Source organism: Variovorax sp. Varisp41 (assembly GCF_047325085.1).
GTDB lineage: Bacteria > Pseudomonadota > Gammaproteobacteria > Burkholderiales > Burkholderiaceae_C > Variovorax.
Genome location: NZ_CP168540.1, coordinates 5,570,940 through 5,589,528, shown reverse-complemented (window position 1 = coordinate 5,589,528; position 18,589 = coordinate 5,570,940). Strand labels below are relative to the sequence as shown.

General features: G+C 65.6%; 22 protein-coding genes and 2 tRNA genes. 8 read left to right on the top strand and 16 right to left on the bottom strand.

Annotated elements, in window-relative coordinates; genetic code table 11:
- Positions 1 to 61 precede the first annotated feature (61 nt).
- From ACEN9J_RS25900 to ACEN9J_RS25885, 4 genes are all read left to right on the top strand, one after another.
- The gene (locus ACEN9J_RS25900) at positions 62 to 985 is read left to right on the top strand and encodes a YicC/YloC family endoribonuclease (protein WP_261216980.1); all 924 of its coding nucleotides are present in this window, start codon (positions 62 to 64) and stop codon (positions 983 to 985) included.
- A gap of 20 nt (positions 986 to 1,005) precedes the next feature.
- Positions 1,006 to 1,626 (top strand): guanylate kinase, encoded by a 621-nt coding sequence (gene gmk, locus ACEN9J_RS25895; protein ID WP_057595158.1) that lies wholly within the window; start codon positions 1,006 to 1,008, stop codon positions 1,624 to 1,626.
- A gap of 30 nt (positions 1,627 to 1,656) precedes the next feature.
- Complete coding sequence (gene rpoZ, locus ACEN9J_RS25890; RefSeq protein ID WP_057595157.1) at positions 1,657 to 1,860, top strand: DNA-directed RNA polymerase subunit omega; 204 nt, start codon at positions 1,657 to 1,659, stop codon at positions 1,858 to 1,860.
- A gap of 95 nt (positions 1,861 to 1,955) precedes the next feature.
- The gene (locus ACEN9J_RS25885; protein ID WP_057595156.1) at positions 1,956 to 4,211 is read left to right on the top strand and encodes a RelA/SpoT family protein; all 2,256 of its coding nucleotides are present in this window, start codon (positions 1,956 to 1,958) and stop codon (positions 4,209 to 4,211) included.
- 22 nt (positions 4,212 to 4,233) lie between these two features.
- On the opposite strand, the gene greB is transcribed toward ACEN9J_RS25885, so the two are convergent.
- The 15 genes from greB to ACEN9J_RS25810 all read right to left on the bottom strand — a co-directional run bounded on the left by greB (position 4,234) and on the right by ACEN9J_RS25810 (position 13,560).
- Positions 4,234 to 4,803 carry a transcription elongation factor GreB gene (gene greB / locus ACEN9J_RS25880; protein WP_413762427.1) on the bottom strand — a complete coding sequence of 190 codons (570 nt, stop codon included), beginning with the start codon at positions 4,801 to 4,803 and terminating at the stop codon, positions 4,234 to 4,236.
- A 108-nt stretch (positions 4,804 to 4,911) separates the two neighbouring features.
- Positions 4,912 to 4,988 (bottom strand) — tRNA-Arg (locus ACEN9J_RS25875).
- Positions 4,989 to 5,058: 70 nt separating this feature from the next.
- Positions 5,059 to 5,135, bottom strand: a tRNA-Ile gene (locus tag ACEN9J_RS25870).
- A 39-nt stretch (positions 5,136 to 5,174) separates the two neighbouring features.
- Entirely contained in the window at positions 5,175 to 6,182 is a 1,008-nt protein-coding gene (gene hrcA, locus ACEN9J_RS25865; RefSeq protein ID WP_057595154.1) for a heat-inducible transcriptional repressor HrcA, read from the bottom strand.
- A gap of 23 nt (positions 6,183 to 6,205) precedes the next feature.
- Positions 6,206 to 6,784, bottom strand: a complete 579-nt coding sequence (locus ACEN9J_RS25860; protein WP_413762426.1) for a recombinase family protein — start codon at positions 6,782 to 6,784, stop codon at positions 6,206 to 6,208.
- A gap of 552 nt (positions 6,785 to 7,336) precedes the next feature.
- Entirely contained in the window at positions 7,337 to 8,650 is a 1,314-nt protein-coding gene (locus ACEN9J_RS25855; RefSeq protein ID WP_413762425.1) for a zonular occludens toxin domain-containing protein, read from the bottom strand.
- Positions 8,647 to 8,982: a DUF2523 family protein gene (locus ACEN9J_RS25850; RefSeq protein ID WP_413762424.1), complete on the bottom strand. Its 336-nt coding sequence runs from the start codon at positions 8,980 to 8,982 to the stop codon at positions 8,647 to 8,649. Before ACEN9J_RS25850 ends, ACEN9J_RS25855 begins: the two co-directional genes overlap by 4 nt.
- 1 nt (position 8,983) lies before the next feature.
- Positions 8,984 to 10,369, bottom strand: a complete 1,386-nt coding sequence (locus tag ACEN9J_RS25845) for a hypothetical protein (RefSeq protein WP_413762423.1) — start codon at positions 10,367 to 10,369, stop codon at positions 8,984 to 8,986.
- A gap of 101 nt (positions 10,370 to 10,470) precedes the next feature.
- Positions 10,471 to 10,716 (bottom strand): hypothetical protein, encoded by a 246-nt coding sequence (locus ACEN9J_RS25840; RefSeq protein WP_413762422.1) that lies wholly within the window; start codon positions 10,714 to 10,716, stop codon positions 10,471 to 10,473.
- 80 nt (positions 10,717 to 10,796) lie between these two features.
- Complete coding sequence (locus tag ACEN9J_RS25835) at positions 10,797 to 11,009, bottom strand: hypothetical protein (RefSeq protein WP_413762421.1); 213 nt, start codon at positions 11,007 to 11,009, stop codon at positions 10,797 to 10,799.
- A 416-nt stretch (positions 11,010 to 11,425) separates the two neighbouring features.
- On the bottom strand, positions 11,426 to 12,205 hold the full coding sequence (locus ACEN9J_RS25830; protein ID WP_413762420.1) for a hypothetical protein: 780 nt from the start codon (positions 12,203 to 12,205) through the stop codon (positions 11,426 to 11,428).
- 339 nt (positions 12,206 to 12,544) lie between these two features.
- Positions 12,545 to 12,691, bottom strand: coding sequence for a hypothetical protein (locus ACEN9J_RS25825; protein ID WP_413762419.1), 147 nt, complete (start codon positions 12,689 to 12,691; stop codon positions 12,545 to 12,547).
- A 118-nt stretch (positions 12,692 to 12,809) separates the two neighbouring features.
- Positions 12,810 to 13,040, bottom strand: a complete 231-nt coding sequence (locus tag ACEN9J_RS25820) for a hypothetical protein (RefSeq protein ID WP_413762418.1) — start codon at positions 13,038 to 13,040, stop codon at positions 12,810 to 12,812.
- Positions 13,037 to 13,237, bottom strand: a complete 201-nt coding sequence (locus ACEN9J_RS25815; protein WP_413762417.1) for a hypothetical protein — start codon at positions 13,235 to 13,237, stop codon at positions 13,037 to 13,039. The genes ACEN9J_RS25820 and ACEN9J_RS25815 overlap by 4 nt, the downstream gene beginning before the upstream one ends.
- Before the next feature lie 11 nt (positions 13,238 to 13,248).
- Positions 13,249 to 13,560 carry a single-stranded DNA-binding protein gene (locus tag ACEN9J_RS25810; protein ID WP_413762416.1) on the bottom strand — a complete coding sequence of 104 codons (312 nt, stop codon included), beginning with the start codon at positions 13,558 to 13,560 and terminating at the stop codon, positions 13,249 to 13,251.
- Between the two features lie 133 nt (positions 13,561 to 13,693).
- On the opposite strand from ACEN9J_RS25810, the gene ACEN9J_RS25805 reads away from it, so the two are divergent.
- Genes ACEN9J_RS25805 through rapZ form a run of 4 tightly spaced genes read left to right on the top strand, consistent with a single transcriptional unit; the run spans position 13,694 to position 17,469 of the window.
- Entirely contained in the window at positions 13,694 to 13,957 is a 264-nt protein-coding gene (locus ACEN9J_RS25805) for a hypothetical protein (protein WP_413762415.1), read from the top strand.
- A gap of 9 nt (positions 13,958 to 13,966) precedes the next feature.
- Positions 13,967 to 14,875, top strand: a complete 909-nt coding sequence (locus tag ACEN9J_RS25800) for an NAD kinase (RefSeq protein ID WP_057595153.1) — start codon at positions 13,967 to 13,969, stop codon at positions 14,873 to 14,875.
- A gap of 1 nt (position 14,876) precedes the next feature.
- On the top strand, positions 14,877 to 16,562 hold the full coding sequence (gene recN, locus ACEN9J_RS25795; RefSeq protein WP_413762414.1) for a DNA repair protein RecN: 1,686 nt from the start codon (positions 14,877 to 14,879) through the stop codon (positions 16,560 to 16,562).
- 31 nt (positions 16,563 to 16,593) lie between these two features.
- Positions 16,594 to 17,469 (top strand): RNase adapter RapZ, encoded by an 876-nt coding sequence (rapZ, locus tag ACEN9J_RS25790; protein ID WP_057595151.1) that lies wholly within the window; start codon positions 16,594 to 16,596, stop codon positions 17,467 to 17,469.
- Between the two features lie 22 nt (positions 17,470 to 17,491).
- Here rapZ and mutY read toward each other — a convergent pair whose 3' ends face one another.
- A complete protein-coding gene (gene mutY / locus ACEN9J_RS25785; RefSeq protein ID WP_413764618.1) occupies positions 17,492 to 18,532 on the bottom strand; it encodes an A/G-specific adenine glycosylase in 1,041 nt (346 codons plus the stop codon).
- Between the last annotated feature and the right edge of the window lie 57 nt (positions 18,533 to 18,589).

Below are 18,589 nucleotides of genomic sequence, written 5' to 3'. Positions count from 1 at the left end.
GCGGCAAGCGAACGCCGTGCCGGTGCCTCGGTGCATGCAAGCAGAACCACAGAGAGGCGCAATGCCAGTTTACAGCATGACCGGCTATGCCAGCGGCCAGAACGGCCCCTCGGGCAGCCACGCCGAAGCCGACGCGCGGCCCTCCGCCGCGGGCCGGCTCGGGGTCGAAATCCGCTCGGTCAACAGCCGCTTCCTCGACCTCACCTTCAAGCTCCCCGAAGAGCTGCGCCAGCACGAGACCGCCCTGCGCGAACTGCTGACCGGCCGCCTCAAGCGCGGCAAGGTCGAGCTGCGCGCTGCCATCGAAAGCAATGCCCAGGGCGGCGTGGCGGAGCCTTCCGTCAAGCTGCTGCAGCGGCTCAACGGCGTGCAGGACGGCATCAAGGCCTGGCTGCCCGGCGCGCGCGAACTCAGCGTGGCCGACGTGCTGCGGCTGGCGGGCAGCGACAGCGCGCCGCGCGGCGACTGGGGCGCCGACCTGCTCGAGGTGGCCGGCAAGGCGCTCGATGCCCTGGTGTCGGCCCGCCAGCGCGAAGGCGCGCGGCTGGCCAAGATGCTCGAGGCCCACCTTGGGCAACTGCGCGAGCTGGTCGCGCAGGCCGGACCGCTGGTGCCGCAGCTGGTCGAACAGCAGCGCACTCGTTTTCTCGAGCGCTGGCAGGAGGCCATGGGCCTGGGCGCCAACGGCGGCGGCACGCTGCCCGAGGCGGCGCAGGACCGCGCGCTGACCGAGGCGACCGCGTTCGCGATCCGCATCGACGTGGCCGAGGAGCTGACGCGGCTGAACTCGCATCTCGACGAGATCGAGCGGCTGCTCAAGAAGGGCGGCGAGATCGGCAAGCGGCTCGACTTCCTGATCCAGGAGCTGCATCGCGAGGCCAACACGCTGGGCTCCAAGTCGGCGGCGCTGGAACTCACGCGCATCGGCGTGGACATGAAGGTGCTGATCGAGCAGATGCGCGAGCAGGTGCAGAACATCGAGTGAGCGAGCGAGTGAAGGAAAGCATGGACTATCCCGGCAACATCTTCGTGGTTGCGGCACCGAGCGGGGCCGGCAAGTCGAGCCTCGTGAAGGCCCTGATGGAGCTCGACTCGGCGGTGCAGCCCTCCGTGTCGCACACGACGCGCTCGCCGCGCGGGCAGGAAAAGCACGGCCGCGAATACTTCTTCGCCTCGACCTCGGAGTTCGACGCCATGGTGGCCTCGGACGCCTTCGTCGAATGGGCCCACGTGCACGGGCAGCGCTACGGCACCTCCAAGAAGGCGATCGAGGAACGCATCGCTCAGGGCGCCGACGTGATCCTCGAGATCGACTTCCAGGGCGCGCTGCAGATCCGCAAGGCCTTCGCGAACGCGGTGATGATCTTCATCCTGCCGCCGAGCTGGGAAGAGCTGCGCTCGCGGCTGGAACGCCGGGGCGAGGACAGCGCCGCGGTCATCGAACTGCGGCTGCAGAACGCCGCCGAAGAGATGGCGCAGGCCGGGAAATTCGATTTCGTTATAATCAACGAGTTATTTGAGCGCGCACTGTTCGATCTCAAGGCGATCGTCCACGCTCAGCGGCTCCGGTATTCCGCACAGCGACGCGCGCGTGCCGACACTTTCGCCGCCCTGAACATCCCCTGATTCCTCGCTCACCGACCGAAAGATTCCATCATGGCCCGCATCACCGTCGAAGACTGCCTGCAGCAGATCCCCAACCGCTTCCAGCTCGTGCTCGCCGCGACCTACCGCGCGCGCATGCTGAGCCAGGGCCATGCCCCGAAGATCGAAAGCAAGAACAAGCCGGCCGTGACCGCGCTGCGCGAGATCGCCGAAGGCAAGATCGGCCTGGAAATGCTCAAGAAGGTTCCCGGCTGATTGCTGACGCAGGCTTGCAACGGAAAAGCACCGCGACGCGGTGCTTTTTTTACGCCTGATCACGTCCACACAGCGGTCACGCTAAAGTGATAGCCATGAGCGCGGTCGCAAAATCTCAGTCCCATGCCCCTGCGGGCACGCCGAAGCCGAGCCCGGCGGCGCTGAATGCGGCCGCCGCCAGCTTCGCGGCCCTGACGGCCAGGCTTGACTACCTGAGCCCCGAAGACACCGAACTGGTCCGCCGCGCCTACCGTTTCGCCGACGAGGCCCACCTGGGCCAGCTGCGCAACAGCGGCGAGCCCTACATCACCCACCCGATCGCCGTGGCGGCGCAGTGCGCCGAGTGGAAGCTCGACGCGCAGGCCCTGATGGCCGCCCTGCTGCACGATGCCATCGAGGACTGCGGCGTCACCAAGCCCGAACTGATCGAGCGCTTCGGCGCGCCGGTCGCCGAGCTGGTCGATGGCCTCACCAAGCTCGACAAGCTGCAGTTCAACACGCGCGAGGAGAACCAGGCCGAGTCCTTCCGCAAGATGCTGCTGGCGATGGCGCGCGACGTGCGCGTGATCCTGGTCAAGCTGGCCGACCGCACGCACAACATGCGCACGCTGGCCGACGCGCCGCGCGAGAAATGGGCCCGGATCTCGCGCGAAACGCTCGACATCTACGCACCTATCGCGCACCGGCTCGGCCTCAATCAGACGTACCGCGAGTTACAGGAACTGTCGTTTCGGCACCTCAAACCGTGGCGCTATGCAACGTTGGCCAAGGCCGTGGCCAAGGCGCGCGGTCGCCGGCGCGACCTGATCCAGAAGGTGCAGCGCGAGGTCGAGACCGCCTTCGCCGCCGCCAACATGACGCTGCGGATCGCGGGGCGCGAGAAGACGCTCTATTCGATCTACCGCAAGATGGAGGAAAAGCACCTGAGCTTCGCCCAGGTCACCGACATCTACGGCTTCCGGCTGATCGTGCCGAACGTGATCGCCTGCTACACCGGCCTGGGCATCCTGCACCAGATGTACAAGCCGCTGCCGGGCAAGTTCAAGGACCACATCGCGATCGCCAAGCTCAACGGCTACCAGTCGCTGCACACCACGCTGGTGGGCCCGGCGGGCGTCAGCGTCGAATTCCAGCTGCGCACCGACGCCATGCACGTGGTGGCCGAGTCGGGCGTGGCGGCGCACTGGCTCTACAAGGCCGCGGACCCGAGCACGGCCAGCAACGACCGCCTGGGCACCAAGTGGCTGCAGTCGCTGCTCGACATCCAGGACGAGACACGCGACGCCGCGGAGTTCTGGGACCACGTCAAGGTCGACCTGTTCCCCGACGCCGTCTACGTCTTCACGCCCAAGAGCCAGATCATGGCGCTGCCGCGCGGCGCGACCGTGGTCGACTTCGCCTACGCGATCCACAGCAACATCGGCGACCACACCTCGGCCGCGCGCATCAACGGCGACCAGGTGCCGCTGCGCACCGAGCTCAAGAACGGCGACGTGGTCGAGGTGATCACCGCGCCGGTCTCCACGCCCAATCCGGCCTGGCTCGGCTTCGTGCGGACCGGCCGTGCGCGCTCGAAGATCCGCCACTACCTCAAGACCCTGGCCCACGCCGAATCCGAAGGCCTGGGCGAGAAGCTGCTGGCGCAGGCCCTGCGCGCCGAAGGCCTGAGCAAGCTGCCCGAGGACGATGCGGAGCACCAGCCGCTGTGGGAAAAGCTGCTGCGCTTCACCGGCAACCGCACGCGCGCCGAACTGCTGACCGACATCGGCCTGGGCAAGCGCATCGCGAGCATCGTGGCCAAGCGGCTGATGGCGCTCATGGCCGAGCTCGGCGAGCGCCCCGACGCGCTGCTGTTGAGCCGCGAGCGCTTCATCTCGCACGAAACCATCTCGCAAGGCGCGGTCACGCTCGACGGCAGCGAGAACTCGTCGGTGCGCTTCGCGCTGTGCTGCCGCCCGATCCCGGGCGACCCGATCGTGGGCTACCTCGGCCACGGCGAGGGCCTGGTGGTGCACACCGAGGCCTGCGGCGTGGGCCAGCGCCTGCGCCACAAGGACAGCGAACGCTTCTTCGCGGTCGAGTGGGCCGACGAACCGACACGCGCCTTCGAAACCGGCGTGATCATCACCGTGCGCAACGACAAGGGCGTGCTGGCGCGCGTGGCCGCCACGCTGGCCGATGCCGAAGCCGACATCACCCACGTCGAGATGGCCGACGAGACGCCGCAGGATTCGACCGATCTGCGCTTCGTGATCGCGGTGCGCGATCGCTCGCACCTCGATGCGGTGCTGCGTTCGGTGCGCCGGACCACCTCGGTGCTGTCCGCCGCGCGCAGCGTTCCCGCGTCCTGATTCCGCGCCTGCGGCGCAGCCTCTATGCGGCGCCCGGCGCCGGATAGACGACCGACAGCAACTCGACCTCGTGCGCGCCGCCCGGCGTCACGAGCTTGACCACGTCGCCCTCCCGCGCCTTCAGCAGCGCCCGCGCGATCGGCGAGATCCAGCTGACCTGCGACTGCGCGCTGTCGGCCTCGTCGATGCCGAGGATCGTCACGCTGCGCTCGTCGCCGCTCTCGTCCGCATAGCGCACCGTGGCACCGAAGAAGACCTGGTCGCTGCCGTGGTGCACGGAGGGGTCGGTCACCTCGGCGATCTCGAGGCGCTTGGTGAGGAAGCGGATGCGGCGGTCGATCTCGCGCAGCCGCTTCTTGCCGTAGAGGTAGTCGCCGTTCTCCGAGCGGTCGCCGTTCTTGGCGGCCCAGTGCACGGCCTCGACCACCTTGGGCCGCTCCTCGTCCATCAGGTGCAGCAACTCGGTCCGCAGCCGCTCGTAGCCCGCCGGCGTGATGTAGTTCTTGCCGCCCGCGGGCAGCGGCGGCATGGCGCCGTCGGCGCCATCGTCGTCCGCGTCGGAATCCGTTTCCTTGGTGAATGCCTTGTTCAAGCGACGCCTTTCGGAGATCGAAAGAAAAGCGTGGCGTCCGCCGTGCACGGACGAGCCCCGCACCAAAAAGAAAAGGGTCAACTCGTTTCCGAGTTGACCCTTGAAGAGTGGTGCGGCTGGCAGGAATTGAACCCACGACCCCTTGGTTCGTAGCCAAGTACTCTATCCAACTGAGCTACAGCCGCACAGCTTGCGATCATAGCACGTATTTTTGGGACCTTTCCGATTCGTCGAAACAAATCTCAAAAATACGGGTGGTAGGCCGTGCTGGGCTTGAACCAGCGACCAACGGATTATGAGTCCGCTGCTCTAACCAACTGAGCTAACGGCCCACGTGGACCCGATTCTATTCGCGCCGAAAAGGCGCCCCGCTACTTGCGGTGGCTCAGCGCGTTGCTGACCAGCCTCGAGGTGATGTCGACGATCTGGATCATGCGCTCGTAGGGCATGCGCGTCGGGCCGATCACGCCCAGCGTGCCCACGACCTGGCCGTCGACCTCGTAGTTGGCGCTGACGATGGACAGCTCCTCGACCGGCACCACCTGGCTCTCGCCGCCGATGAAGATGCGCACGCCCTCGGCCTTGCTCGACACGTCGAGCAGCCGCATCAGCTGCGCCTTCTGCTCGAAGAGCTCGAAGGCGCGCCGCAGCTGCCCCATGTCGCTCGAGAAATCGCTGACCGCGAGCAGGTTGCGCTCGCCCGAGATCACGACGTCGTCCTCCTGCGATTCGCTCAGCACGTCCGAGCTGACCTTCACGGCCGCCTGCATCAGCGCCGCAATCTCGCCGCGCAGCGTGTCGACCTCGGACTGCAGCCGGTCGCGCACCTGCTCGATCGTCAGGCCCGCGTAGTGGGCGTTGATGTAGTTCGCGGCCTCGACCAGCTGCGACTGCGAGTAATCGGCCTCGGGAAAGATCACGCGGTTCTGCACGTCGCCCTCGGGCGAGACGATGATCACCAGCAGCCGGCGGTCCGACAGGCGCAGGAACTCGATCTGCTTGAACACCGACGAACGCCGTGGCGCCATCACCACGCCGACGAACTGCGAGAGGTTCGACAGCAGGTGCGCCGCATTGGCGATCACGCGCTGCGGCTGGTCGGGCGCGAGGCTCGGCGCGGCCAGGTGCTCGCGCTGCGCGGTGAGCATGGTGTCGACGAAAAGCCGGTAGCCGCGCGCCGTGGGCACGCGGCCGGCCGAGGTGTGCGGACTGGCGATCAGCCCGAGCGCCTCGAGGTCCGACATCACGTTGCGGATGGTCGCGGGCGAGAGGTCCAGGCCCGAGGAACGCGAGAGCGTTCGCGAGCCGACCGGCTGGCCGTCGGCGATGTAGCGCTCGACGAGCGTCTTGAGCAGCAACTTGGCGCGGTCGTCCAGCATTGCAAGATTTTAGTGTTGTACGTTCAAAATCTAAGGAACCTGGGACGAAAGGTAACGCGCTCGCGCACCAGTGCGGCTCGTACCCCCGAGTAGGACACATCGAACATCATCGAAATTTCTTTGATGGTGAACCCGGCACGATAGAGCCTCGCACATGCCTGGGAATGCTCACCAACCACGAGCGGCCGGCGACCAAAGACAACGCCTCGTGCCCTAGCTGCCACCCTCCCCGCCTCGCACCTCTCGTGGATCAACGCCCGCTCAAGCTGGGCCACTGCACCGAGTATCTGTAAGACGAACTCGCCCATCGGCGACGATGTATCGATTGGCTCGGTCAGAGAACGAAAGCCAGCGCCTCGCGCCTTGACCTGATCGACCACGTCCCACAGGTGCCGCGAGCTACGCGCCAAACGATCAATTTTCCAGACTACCAACACGTCCCCCGGTTGCAGAGCTTCAACCGCCCGATGCAACTCGGGCCTCGGGCCTACCCCCGACCCTTTCTCATGCACGATCCGCTCAACACCGGCCGCCAACAGCGCGTCCCGCTGCAATCTCGTGTCTTGATCCCCCGTGCTCACCCTCGCATAGCCAACCAACATCCTAGCTACCCCTCTCGAGAGCTATCATTTTGATAGCTTAATGTTTTACTTTAACTTTTCCTCGCGCAACGTGCGCTACGCTCACGCCCGGAGGTGAGCACCATGGGGATTCAGGACCGCGATTGGTACCGGGAGGAATACGACCGCAGGCGACGAGAGGAAGAGGCAGAGAGCCGTGCGCGCTCAAAACCACAGGCTCGACAACGCAAAATTCCGGTAGACCTTCTGGACAATGCCAACCCGCCACAGCTATGGGGCGCAGACTGGCATTGGAGCTTGAAGCTACTTGTCTGGCTCTGCATCGCGGTTCTGCTGCTGATCGCATGGCGGCTAGTCCGATAACCCGGGCCTACAGCGTTCGACGTTCCTCCATGGGGGTCTGCACCCCCATACCCCCAGCCCCGCAAGCGGGTCCCCGCTGCTCAGCAGAACGAGGGCGAGGGGAGGACAAGGCATGTAACTCAAACAGTTCGGCGCGACGGCCTCTGTGCGCGCGGCGTGGCATCCCCGCAGGCGGGGCCCCTCCACGCCACGTGCTCGATGCCGTCGCGCTCACATCGTGGTCAAACGGGGACTCGATTGCTCGGGCTGGTGCGACGGAGGGACGATTCGCCCGTCAGACGAGTAGCCCCCATTCATCACGATGGGCTTATCGGGCGAGCCGGCCTGCCGAACCGGTGCATCGCAAATGACAGCGCGAGCATCGCCACGCCACCGGAGGTATCCAACGCAGTCACCACGCGCGTCCCAGGTATAGCCTGCGGCCACCAGGTCATCGCTCGTGATCTGCGCGAAGACAGCGCCAGACGCGGAGAGCGCGAAGCTATACACCACACGCCCCTTGAGCCGCATCATTCCGGTGAGATGGATAGCCTTGCCAGCGAAGGGCTCCGGATCACCCTTGGGCGCGGCAGGCGCCCCTACAGGCGCTTTTTCGGCGGCAGGCAAGGGGGCAGGTGCCTCACGCACCGGGACAGGCTGCGCGGCCATGCCAGATCCCACAGGATAGGCCGCCTGGGCGACGGAGACGGGCGCGCGGTGCGCGACTTCCTTCCCGGGCTTCTTCTTGTCGCCCATGTTGAGCACTACAGCCGTCACGACGGCCACAGCCGTCAGCGCGTATACAGCCCAGCTCCATCGCTTGAGCTTGACCGACAAAGGCGCCACGTCGGCAGCACCCGACTCCAGCACGGCATTGCCTTGGGTATGGCTCACATAGAGCTGGAAGAACTGAGGCTCGTACTTGCGGATGCTCTCTTGAATGACCGCGCCGCGATAGCCAGCGTGAACCTTTCGGATGTACTCATCAGGACGGCCAAGCACGTCGGCTTTCCGAACCTTGATCACCATCCCCATCAGCTCGGCAATGTCGGGGCACATCTTCCGAAACACCTGCGTCATGAGCATCACGTCGCAGTTGAAATGCCGATGGAGCTTGTACCACTCCATCACGTCCTTCTGCGTGCCGAGCCGCGGCATCGGCACATGGCATTCGTCCACCAGAAACAACGGGCCATGCCCGGTCTCTGGGTGCTTCCAGTCCGACCAGTAACACCAGACGGTACCGAAGGGCCTCGCACCCTCCGAGGGCGGCTCGGTGCGTCCATCCTCGAAAAGCTGGAACGCCTGACCCTTTCCGGTGGCGGGATCGATCCGATCAGCAACCCACGTGCCGCGCACAGGCGCGGGGGCATAGCGCATCTCGATCAAGTCACGATACGCGGGCTCGATAGCTGCGAACGCCTCGATAACGAGCGGCAGATTCGTGATGATTTTCCGGCCACTTTTGAGCGCCGCCAGGGCCTGAAAAACACTCGCCTCATAGCTCTTGCCAGAGCCTGGAATACCCTCAAGACCGTTGATCATGATCCAAGCCTTGTGAACGGAATGAGCTGCAAAATCAGGCGGATACTGATAGCAGCCACGATGATGGAACAACACGTGCCAAGGCCCAGCAGACCAAGGATGTTGAGCATCTCGGCAGGTAGCGAGCCAGCCTGCGATACATAGGGCTGTATGCCCGAGAGGTCTATAGCCTGAACAGCGCTAACCGCGATCTTCATGACCTGTTCGAACGGCCAACAGGCCGCATCGCGAATGAGGTCCCAGAGCGCAACGAAGACCTTGACGAACAGGTCACCAAACCACTTGACCACCGCAGCAATCTTGGCAAGCAGCATCGTGAACGCAGCGGCCATGTCAGCCTCCGAAAATCAATGCACGCGCCATCAACAGCGCGCCGAGGATGCAGATCGCTTTCGCCACGTCCCAAATCCAGCAAGGCGGGGCCACGTCATGCGACCCGAAGGCCGCCCACGACTCAAAATCAAGGCTGATCACCCACACGGGGCAGGTGCCACCGTTGCCGACGTTCGGCATTAGCTGTGACGCTAGCTGGACCAGCGAAGTGTTTTTCAGCTGGTCCTTGTACTGGTTGTAGATGCCCTCCATTCCGCCCGGGTACTTGCGCGTGTAGAGGTCCGGTACCGCAGGAAGCGGTGTGTCAGTCGGCGCATCCTCAGGCGGCGGCTTCGTTGCGTCATCCGGCACGTCCACCTGCTCTGTTGTGGAACTCGTGGTGCTGGTCTGACTAGAGGTCGTCCCGTCAGGGTTGGTCGTCGTGGTTGTGGTCGTCGTCGTGCGTGTGGTATTCCCGGCCGTGACACTGGGGCCCGAATACGAAAGCGGCGTGCTGTCCTGAGACACGCTCGTGATGGTCCTGTTACCGTCCTGAGTGGTAGACGTCGTCTTTGGACCCTTTACCTCAGAAGGGCCTGTGACTTGAGGATTACCAAGAGGCCACGTGATGTTCCCGAACTTTGCCAGCTCGTCAACGATCCCCGGCGGCGGGTTATTGTTGTAGAGCGCATCCTTGACCTGCTGCGGCGTCGCCGGATACCACGTCGGCGACTTTGGCGGAGCGGAATTCTTGTAGATCGGCGAGTAACCGGTGTAGACAGAGTTGTCGTATCTCACAGCCTTGATATCGCATCGGGTAGCGCTGGTCGTCGTCGTGGTTGCAGACTTGTAGCCGGTGCTGTACTTCACGAAATCAATGGCGTAGTCATCGCAAGCCTGCGCCGGGGTATCCCTCTTTGGCGACTGATTCAACACGTAATAGGCATAACAGGGCGCCATCGTGCAGACGTTCGGATCGGGCAACTCGAGGTCACCACTCGGAGTAACGCGCGCGCCAGACAGGCCAAAGTACGCCGTTGCCAGCGGCACACCAGCACCCAAGGCACAACCAAGCAAACCGCCAGTTGCGCAGCCTATAACGCCGCCAACAATCGCATCCTTAGCGACCTCGCCAGACATGCCGACAGGCACGTTTTTTCCATCAACCGGCACGTTGCCGCTACCAGTGACCTTGGTACCACCCGAGGCAGTCGCACTGGAAGTGCCAGCGGGCGATATCACTTTCATCGCACCGGCACCAGTGCCGATGGTCGTAGTGCGACCCTTCACGGCCGCATCCCAAACTGCCTGTCCCGTTGCGCGATCGATACCGCGCCCGGCATGTGCATTCTGTGCGCCGGCCCAGGCAATAGCCGCGCCAACGATAAGAGCGTGTAGCCAGTTCATTGCGCAGACTTGTAGCCAGCAACGAAGCAGAGCGCGCCCATCGCTCCGATCAAGAGGATGATCGCCCAGAACAGAGCGAGGAGCGCGCCTGCCAACATGGCTTAGACGCGGCGGATGACGCGCTTGGCGACGGTGGGAGCCTTTTCCGCGAGCGCGATGCTCACGATAACCAGACCGGCCGCCACGATGCCGGCGACGACGCCAGCGAGGCCGACCGCATCGAGCATTTGCACGATGGGATTGGTCGACTCTTGCGCGAATGCGCTCACAGCGCCGGTGCCCATCGCACCGATCACCAGAGCCTTGGAACCGTACTTGCGGGCGGTGTTGCGGAGGCTTTTCAGCATGACATTTTCCTTTTCAGAAGTTGAAGAACAGGCATCGGAAACCGACACCCGAAGACCCCGCACGCGAGGCCATCGGCTGATCAGAGCTTTCGAATCTGTGCGACTGCGAGACCCACGCCGAAGCCAATGAGCCAGAAGGTAAAGACCGCTGCGAATCCCCAGCCGAAGACATAGAGCAGTGCCTCGGGCGTGATGCCCATCGCGGTGAAATCCACTGTCTCCAAAAACGGCATCGACACCACGCTCTCAGGCGGGCATGGGCTGGCCTCAACGGTGCAGACGAGATAGCGCATCAGACCTCTGGGTACACGTCATCGACCGCTTGAGGCCCATCGCAGTGCGGGCACACGATCCCGTCATTGAACGGGTGCTCCTCCCAGTCCGAGTAAGCCACTTCCGCACCGCAGTGGATGCATACGCCTTCGGGATCGAAGTCGTCCACTTCCCCCACGGTCTACTCCCCCGAACCGCTAGATGCGGTCCAGTCATCAGCGTCAGGCCGCTCCCCACAGTTGGGGCACTGGCCGTGCCATTCCACGAAAACCTCCACAGCCTCCGACGCGACACCGCACGCTGGACAAACTACATCCTCGTCGTCATCCATAACTACCTCCTGAACAGGTTGAACAACAGCCCGACGAGACGCGAGGCCAGTGCGCCCACGACACGACGGAAGAAATAACGGACCATCTGTCAGCGCCTCTCGCACTTAATGAACGGTTTGGCACTGGGGAAGCCAGGAAAAAGGCCCATGGGCCTCAATGGATCGAGGCGTGCGCCGGATTCGCAAAAAGCTAGAAAAACCCCCGCCTGTTGGTGCGAACTCAGCCTGGAGAAGCTCTCCGGTTTCATCATTTCGATAACCGCCGCCCGGCGCAGGTCGGAAGCGGTCGGAGATCGAAGCATTGCCCTGCACATAAGCAGGCCACAGCACCCACCGACGAATAGCGCGGCCAGTAGCATCCATGCCACCCGCGCCGTGAATACGTGCTCCATGAGGGAAGCTCCCAACGTTCTTGCTCTCGACCTTCGAGGCGTATTTCATGAGGTAGGCCACCGGCGCGGTGGACAGATCGCGGCGAGTCATGCCGTGCGGCCACATAGGCGGCTCCCAATGCACGAGGCCGGCTTTGTCGCGGCGCTTCCATGCGATATCCCCCTTCGGCGGGGTCAGGCCACCAGCTAGCCAGACAATCACGTGGTAGTGAATAACGCCACGCTGTTGCAACTCTGCGACCCATGCATAGCGCAACGTCTTCGAGCCGGTCACTGCGTAATGCCACTTGCGCATGGCATCGAGGTATCGGCTGATGTGCTCGGGGCGCCAGTCGCGGTTGGTGCCCGCGTAGGTCAGGGTCTGCATCCAGATTTGCTGGTTGCGGTCGCCCTGGTTGTGAAGCTGCTTCGCAGCAATACCGAGGCCTTTGCGCAGCCGCGTTACACGCGTCTGCTTCGGGTCGATGGTGATGCAGTTGTCTGCCCAGGCCATGGCCGTAGGCAGCCCCCTGCAAGTTGTTGATACTGAGACAAGCCCGGCCGCTTCGCGGCCTTCTCGGACCTCACGCGAGCGCGCACGAGCACGCGCAGCGAAGGCCTCTCCAGCGGGCGACAAGGCGAGCATGCTCATTTGAGGGCCACCCACAGCACATAGAGCAACGCCAGACCGCCACAGACGGCGATGGGCTCGGGGTAAGGGCAGAAAGGAAAGCCCATCACCTGGACCACTCCCGCAACTCGCGGCGCACGTCCAGCACGAGCCACCAGACGATGGCAACGAACTCGATGACGTTCGCCACCAGCCACGGCCATGGGCTAACCTCAACACCGCTCATGCAGCCTCCACGAGGTGACTGGCCTGCGAGCGCAATGCGTCCCACAGGCGCTGTTCATAGGGGGAAAAGGAACGGACCTCGCCGCCGTCGAGGCCTTCGAGCCAGAAGCGCAGGCGAAGGAAGTTGCGGGCGTAGGCGCTCATGGCTTGCACGCAGCAGTGACAGCTATGCGATACGCCCCGGGATCGCCGCAAACATCGTCACAGGATTTGACGGACGCCATAACAGCAGCAAGCACCAAGGCAAGACCAAGGGCCTTGGTCACAGGCCCGCCTCCGCTTCGAGGTCGAGCAGCACAGCCAGGACGAAGGCTGCAGCCTCGGATTGCTCAGCCATCGCAAGCTCACGGCGCGCAGCGCCAGGCATCAGCAGAACCTCGAAGTACTCAACGCGGTCACGATGACGCTTCGCGTCCGAAAGGTGCGACCGGAGCAGGTTCACAGCCTCTGCGCCCTCAGGCTCGAACATGGAGAGTTGCGCCGCCGCGTTCACAGCGACTCTCCAGCAATGGGTAAGCCATTGATGGTGTAGGTCAGATCAATGACCACCTGGCCCTCGTCGGCCGAGGCCACAACGGTCAACCCGTCGTAGCCGTCCGTGCCGTCGGCGACCGCATCACGCAGCAGGCCGAGGATCGCGCCCTCAAGCTGCGCGAGACGTGCGGCCTGCAGCGTCTCTTGCGAGTGCATGGTGCACCCCTTCAGCTAGCCGATTTGGGGGCCGGTGCCGTCGCGCGGACCAGCCTCGGAGCCACCGAGAGCTTTCCCTTGCTATCGACGTAGACGCTGGAGGGGTGCAGGAGGTACTCACCCGGCGCGTAGAACAGCGCGGCGCCGTCCTTGTCCTTGGGGAGCGTGATTTCGACCTTGGTCGGGTGCGGGTCCGGGTTGCCTTCGCGGTCGGAGAGGAAGAACCATGCGTCCTGAAACGACATGTCGTAGGGCTTGCCGGTGGCTTTGGCATTGCCCGTCATGCGGCGGACGCTGGTGCTGGTGACGGAAACTTTGATCATGGTGGCTCCTTGAAACATTACTCAACATGAGTAACCTCGCGAAGCCTACCTTTTCCACACCTTGTATAACAAGCTCACATCTATACTTTCCACACGTTGTGTAACTGTTATACAACATGAGGAATTCACTGCTATGCAAACCACTCTGCACCTGCTAGACGAAGCAACCAAGATTCAAGGGTTGTCGGACTGGGCCGCGAAGCTGGGCCTGTCGAAGCGCGCGCTGTACACGGCTCGTGATCGCGGCCACCTGTCGCCCGCCATCGCTGGTGCACTGGCCGAAGAACTCGGCCAGGACCCGAAAGAGTGGATCGTGGTGGCCGCGCTCGAATCAGAGCGCGATAGCGCGTGCAAAACGCGCATGGTGTCCCGAATGCGCAAGGTTTTGATGTTGTAATTTGTAGCCATGACTTCCCCCTTTCGTCACGTCGCGCTGATCGGCAAATACCAGGCTTCCGGTGCCCGGTGCGGCGAGCGCGACAGCGTGATGGAAGGCATCGCGAGCTTCCTCGAATCTCAAGGCTGCAAGGTCTACGTCGAGCAACCGCGCGGCGACGACGAACCGGCCCAGGCCCTGCCCACCGGCGACCGCTACGAAGCCCTCACGGTCGAGCAGATCGGCCAGCAGTGCGACCTCGGCCTGGTGGTCGGCGGCGACGGCACCATGCTCGGCATCGGCCGGCAGCTCGCGGCTTTCGGCATTCCGCTGATCGGCATCAACCGGGGCCGGCTCGGCTTCATCACCGACATCCCGCTCGACAACTACCAGGCCACGCTGATCCCGATGCTGGCCGGCGAATACGAGGAAGACCACCGCAGCCTGATGCACGCGCAGGTGATGCGCGATGGCGCCGTGGTGTTCGACGCGCTCGCGATGAACGACGTGGTGGTCAACCGCGGCGCGACCTCGGGCATGGTCGAGCTGCGGGTGTCGGTGGGCAAGCATTTCGTGGCCAACCAGCGTGCCGACGGCCTGATCATCGCGTCGCCCACGGGCTCGACGGCCTATGCGCTGTCGGCCGGCGGGCCGCTGCTGCATCCGGCGGTGCCGGGCTGGGTGCTGGTGCCGATCGCGCCGCACACGCTGTCGAACCGCCCGGTGCTGCTGCCCGATGCCGACGAGATCGTGATCGAGCTCGTGGGCGGGCGCGACGCCAGCGCGAATTTCGACATGCAATCGCTGGCCTCGCTCGCGATCGGCGACCGCGTGGTGGTGCGCCGCTCCGATTTCCGGGTGCGTTTCCTGCATCCGCGCGGCTGGAGCTATTTCGACACGCTGCGCAAGAAACTGCATTGGAACGAAGGAGGTTCCTGAGATGGCGCTCAGACGCATCGCACTGCGCGATTTCGTGATCGTGCGATCCCTGGAGATCGACCTGTCCGACGGCTTCACGGTGCTGACCGGCGAAACCGGCGCGGGCAAATCCATCCTGATCGACGCGCTGCAGCTCGCGCTCGGCAACCGCGCCGATGCGGGCGCGGTGCGCGAAGGCGCCGAGCGGCTCGACGTGAGCGCGGAGTTCGACCACGACCCGGCCTTCGTGGCCTGGCTCGACGAAGGCGGCTTCGAGGCGGGCGATGCCCTGCTGCTGCGCCGCACCGTCGACCTGCAGGGCCGCAGCCGCGGCTGGATCAACGGCAGCCCCGCCACCGCGACGCAGCTGCGCGACATCGGCGACCGGCTGCTCGACATCCATGGCCAGCATGCCTGGCAGAGCCTCACGCGGCCCGACGCTGTGCGCGGCCTGCTCGATGCCTACGCGGGCGTGCGCACCGATGCGCTCGACGCCGCCTGGCACGGCTGGCGCCAGGCGCTGTCCGCGCTCGAGCAGGCGCGCGGCACGCAGGATTCGCTGCAGCGCGAGCGCGAGCGGCTGCAGTGGCAGATCTCGGAGGTCGCGAAGCTCGCGCCCGGCGCCGACGAATGGGAAGAACTGTCGGGCAGCCACACGCGCATCTCGAACGCGCAGGCGCTGATCGACGCCGCCCAGGGCGCCAGCCACGCGCTCGAGGACGAGGACAACGGCGCGCTGGCCGCGCTGTCTCGCGCGGTCACGCTGCTGCAGAACTGCGAACACATCGAGCCCGAATTCCGCGCGCTCGGCGAAGTGCTGTCCTCGAGCATCGCGCAGGCCGCCGATGCCGCGCACTCGCTGCACGGCTACCTGCGCGACGCCGACACCGACCCGCAGCGGCTGGCCGAGCTCGACGAACGCATGAGCCTGTGGATGTCGCTGGCGCGCCGCTACAAGCGCCCGCCGGTCGAACTGCCGGCGCTGCTGGCCGGCTGGCAGGCCGAGCTGCAGGCCCTCGACGCGCAGAGCGACCTCGAAGGCCTGGAACGCGCCGAGCAGGCCGCGCAGCAGGCCTACCTGAAGGAAGCCCGCGCGCTCGGCAAGCTGCGCAAGCAGGCCGCGCCCAGGCTGGCCCAGGCGGTCACGCAGGCGATGCAGGGCCTGGGCATGCAGGGCGGCCGCTTCGAGGTCGATCTGCAGCCGCTGGCCCAGCCGGGCAAGGCCGGTCTCGAGGAGATCGCCTTCCTGGTCGCCGGCCACACCGGCAGCACGCCGCGGCCGATCGGCAAGGTGGCCTCGGGCGGCGAACTCTCGCGCATCGCGCTGGCGATCGCGGTCACCACCAGCCAGCTCGGCACTGCGCAGACGCTGATCTTCGACGAGGTCGATTCGGGCGTCGGCGGCGCGGTCGCCGAGACCGTGGGCCGGCTCATGAAGCAGCTGGGCCGCGACCGCCAGGTGCTCGCGGTCACGCACCTGCCCCAGGTGGCGGCCTGCGCCGACCACCACCTCGTGGTCGCCAAGCGGCAGACCGCGGGAACCGCCGGCAAGGACGGCCCGCGCACCGAGAGCGGCGTGTCGCTGCTCGACGGCGACAACCGCGCGAACGAGATCGCCCGCATGCTGGGCGGCGAGAAGGTCTCGCAGACCTCGCTCGCCCACGCGCGCGAGATGCTGGGCCACAAGACGCCGGCGGCCACCTCATGAAGGCGGCGCGCCAAGACCACGGGGCTGCGCGATGAGCCTCGACCTGGTGCTCATCACCGGCATGTCGGGCTCCGGCAAGTCGGTTGCGCTGCATGCGCTCGAGGACGCGGGCTACTACTGCGTCGACAACCTGCCACCCGAGCTGCTCACGCCCTTCATCGCGCTGCAGCACGCGCAGAACGCGCAGCGCGTGGCGATCGCGATGGACGTGCGCAGCGGCGTCTCGCTGCCGATCGTGCCGCAGCAGCTCGAGGCGCTGCGCAACGACGGCGTGTCGCTGCGCTCGCTGTTCCTCGACGCGACCACCGACGCGCTGCTGCGCCGCTATTCGGAAACCCGGCGCCGCCATCCGCTGTCGAGCCAGGAAGGCCGCACCGACGTGCCCGACCAGCAGCGCGTGCTGGTGCAGGCCATCGAGCTCGAGCGCGAGCTGCTGGCCGACCTGCGCGAAGGCGCCGACGTGATCGACACCAGCCTGATCCGGCCGGCGCAACTGCAGAGCTACGTCAAGTCGCTGATCTCGGCGCCGCAGAGCCGCCTGACGCTGGTGTTCGAGTCCTTCGCGTTCAAGCGCGGCGTGCCGCTCGACGCCGACTTCGTGTTCGACGTGCGCATGCTGCCCAACCCGCACTACGTGCCCACGCTGCGGCCGCTGACAGGCCGCGACGCGCCGGTGGCCGACTGGCTGCGCGAGCACGACGACGTGGCGCGCATGTACGAGGACATCGAGCAGTTCCTCACGCGCTGGCTCGATGCGCTCGCGCGCGACCACCGCAGCTACGTGACGGTGGCGATCGGCTGCACCGGCGGCCAGCACCGCTCGGTGTTCCTGGTCGAGCAGTTGGCGCGCAGCTTCGGCGCGCGCTGGGGCGCGCTCAAGCGGCACCGCGAACTCGACGCGAGCTGAAGAAAAAAACAAGGCCCGGGCCTCAGCCCCCGGTGCTTTCGAGCAGCTTGCGCACCGGCGCGGGCAGTCCCAGGCCCGGCCACTCCGAGGCCTCGACCCAGCGCGCCGCATCGCCGCGCGGTGTTCCGCCATCGATGCGCACCGGATGCAGATGCAGGTCCTTGTGGGTCAGCACATGCACGAAGGGCGCGAGGTCCTCGCAGCGACCGCGTTCGGCCTCGGGCAGCGCGGCCAGCAGTTCGTCGCGCGAATCGAACACCGGCAGGCAATGCAGGCCGGCCCAGATGCCCTTGGCGGGACGTTTCTCGAGCCACACGCGCCCCTTCGCATCGCGCGCCAGCAGCACCCACAGCGACTGCGCCGTGCGCCGCAGCTTGCGCGTCTTGACCGGATAGCGCTCGGGCGAACCTTCGCGCAGCGCCACGCAGCTGTCGTTGACCGGGCACAGCATGCAGCTCGGCTTGCGCGGCAGGCAGACGGTGGCGCCGAGGTCCATCTGGCCCTGCGTGTAGCTCGCGATCGCCTCGCGGTCGTCGGCCGGCGGCAGCAGCCGCGTCGCATGCTCCCAGAGCAGGCGCTCGCTGGCGGAGGAGGACAGGTCCTCGCCGAAGCCCAGCACGCGCGTCAGCACGCGCTTCACGTTGCCGTCGAGGATGGCCACGCGCTCGCCGAAGCAGAAGGCCGCGACGGCCGCGGCGGTGGAACGGCCGATGCCGGGCAGGGTCGCCAGTTCGGCGGCCGTCTCCGGAAAGCGGCCGCCGAAGCGCGCCATCACCTCCTGCGCGCAGCGGTGCATGTTGCGCGCACGGCTGTAGTAGCCGAGGCCGCTCCAGAGCCCGAAGACCTCGTCCTCGGTGCCCTCGGCCAGCGCCCGCACGTCGGGAAAGCGCTCGAGGAAGCGCGCGAAATAGCCCAGCACGGTCGTGACCTGCGTCTGCTGCAGCATCACCTCGGACAGCCACACGCGGTAGGGATCGCGCGTGTTCTGCCACGGCAGCTCGCTGCGGCCATGGCTGCGCTGCCAGGCAACCACGCGCTCGGCGAAGTGCGCCGGGAGTTTCAAGGCGGCGGACGCGGCAGCCTCGGGGCTGCGCTTGCGCGTGCGCGCGGCAACGGTCGC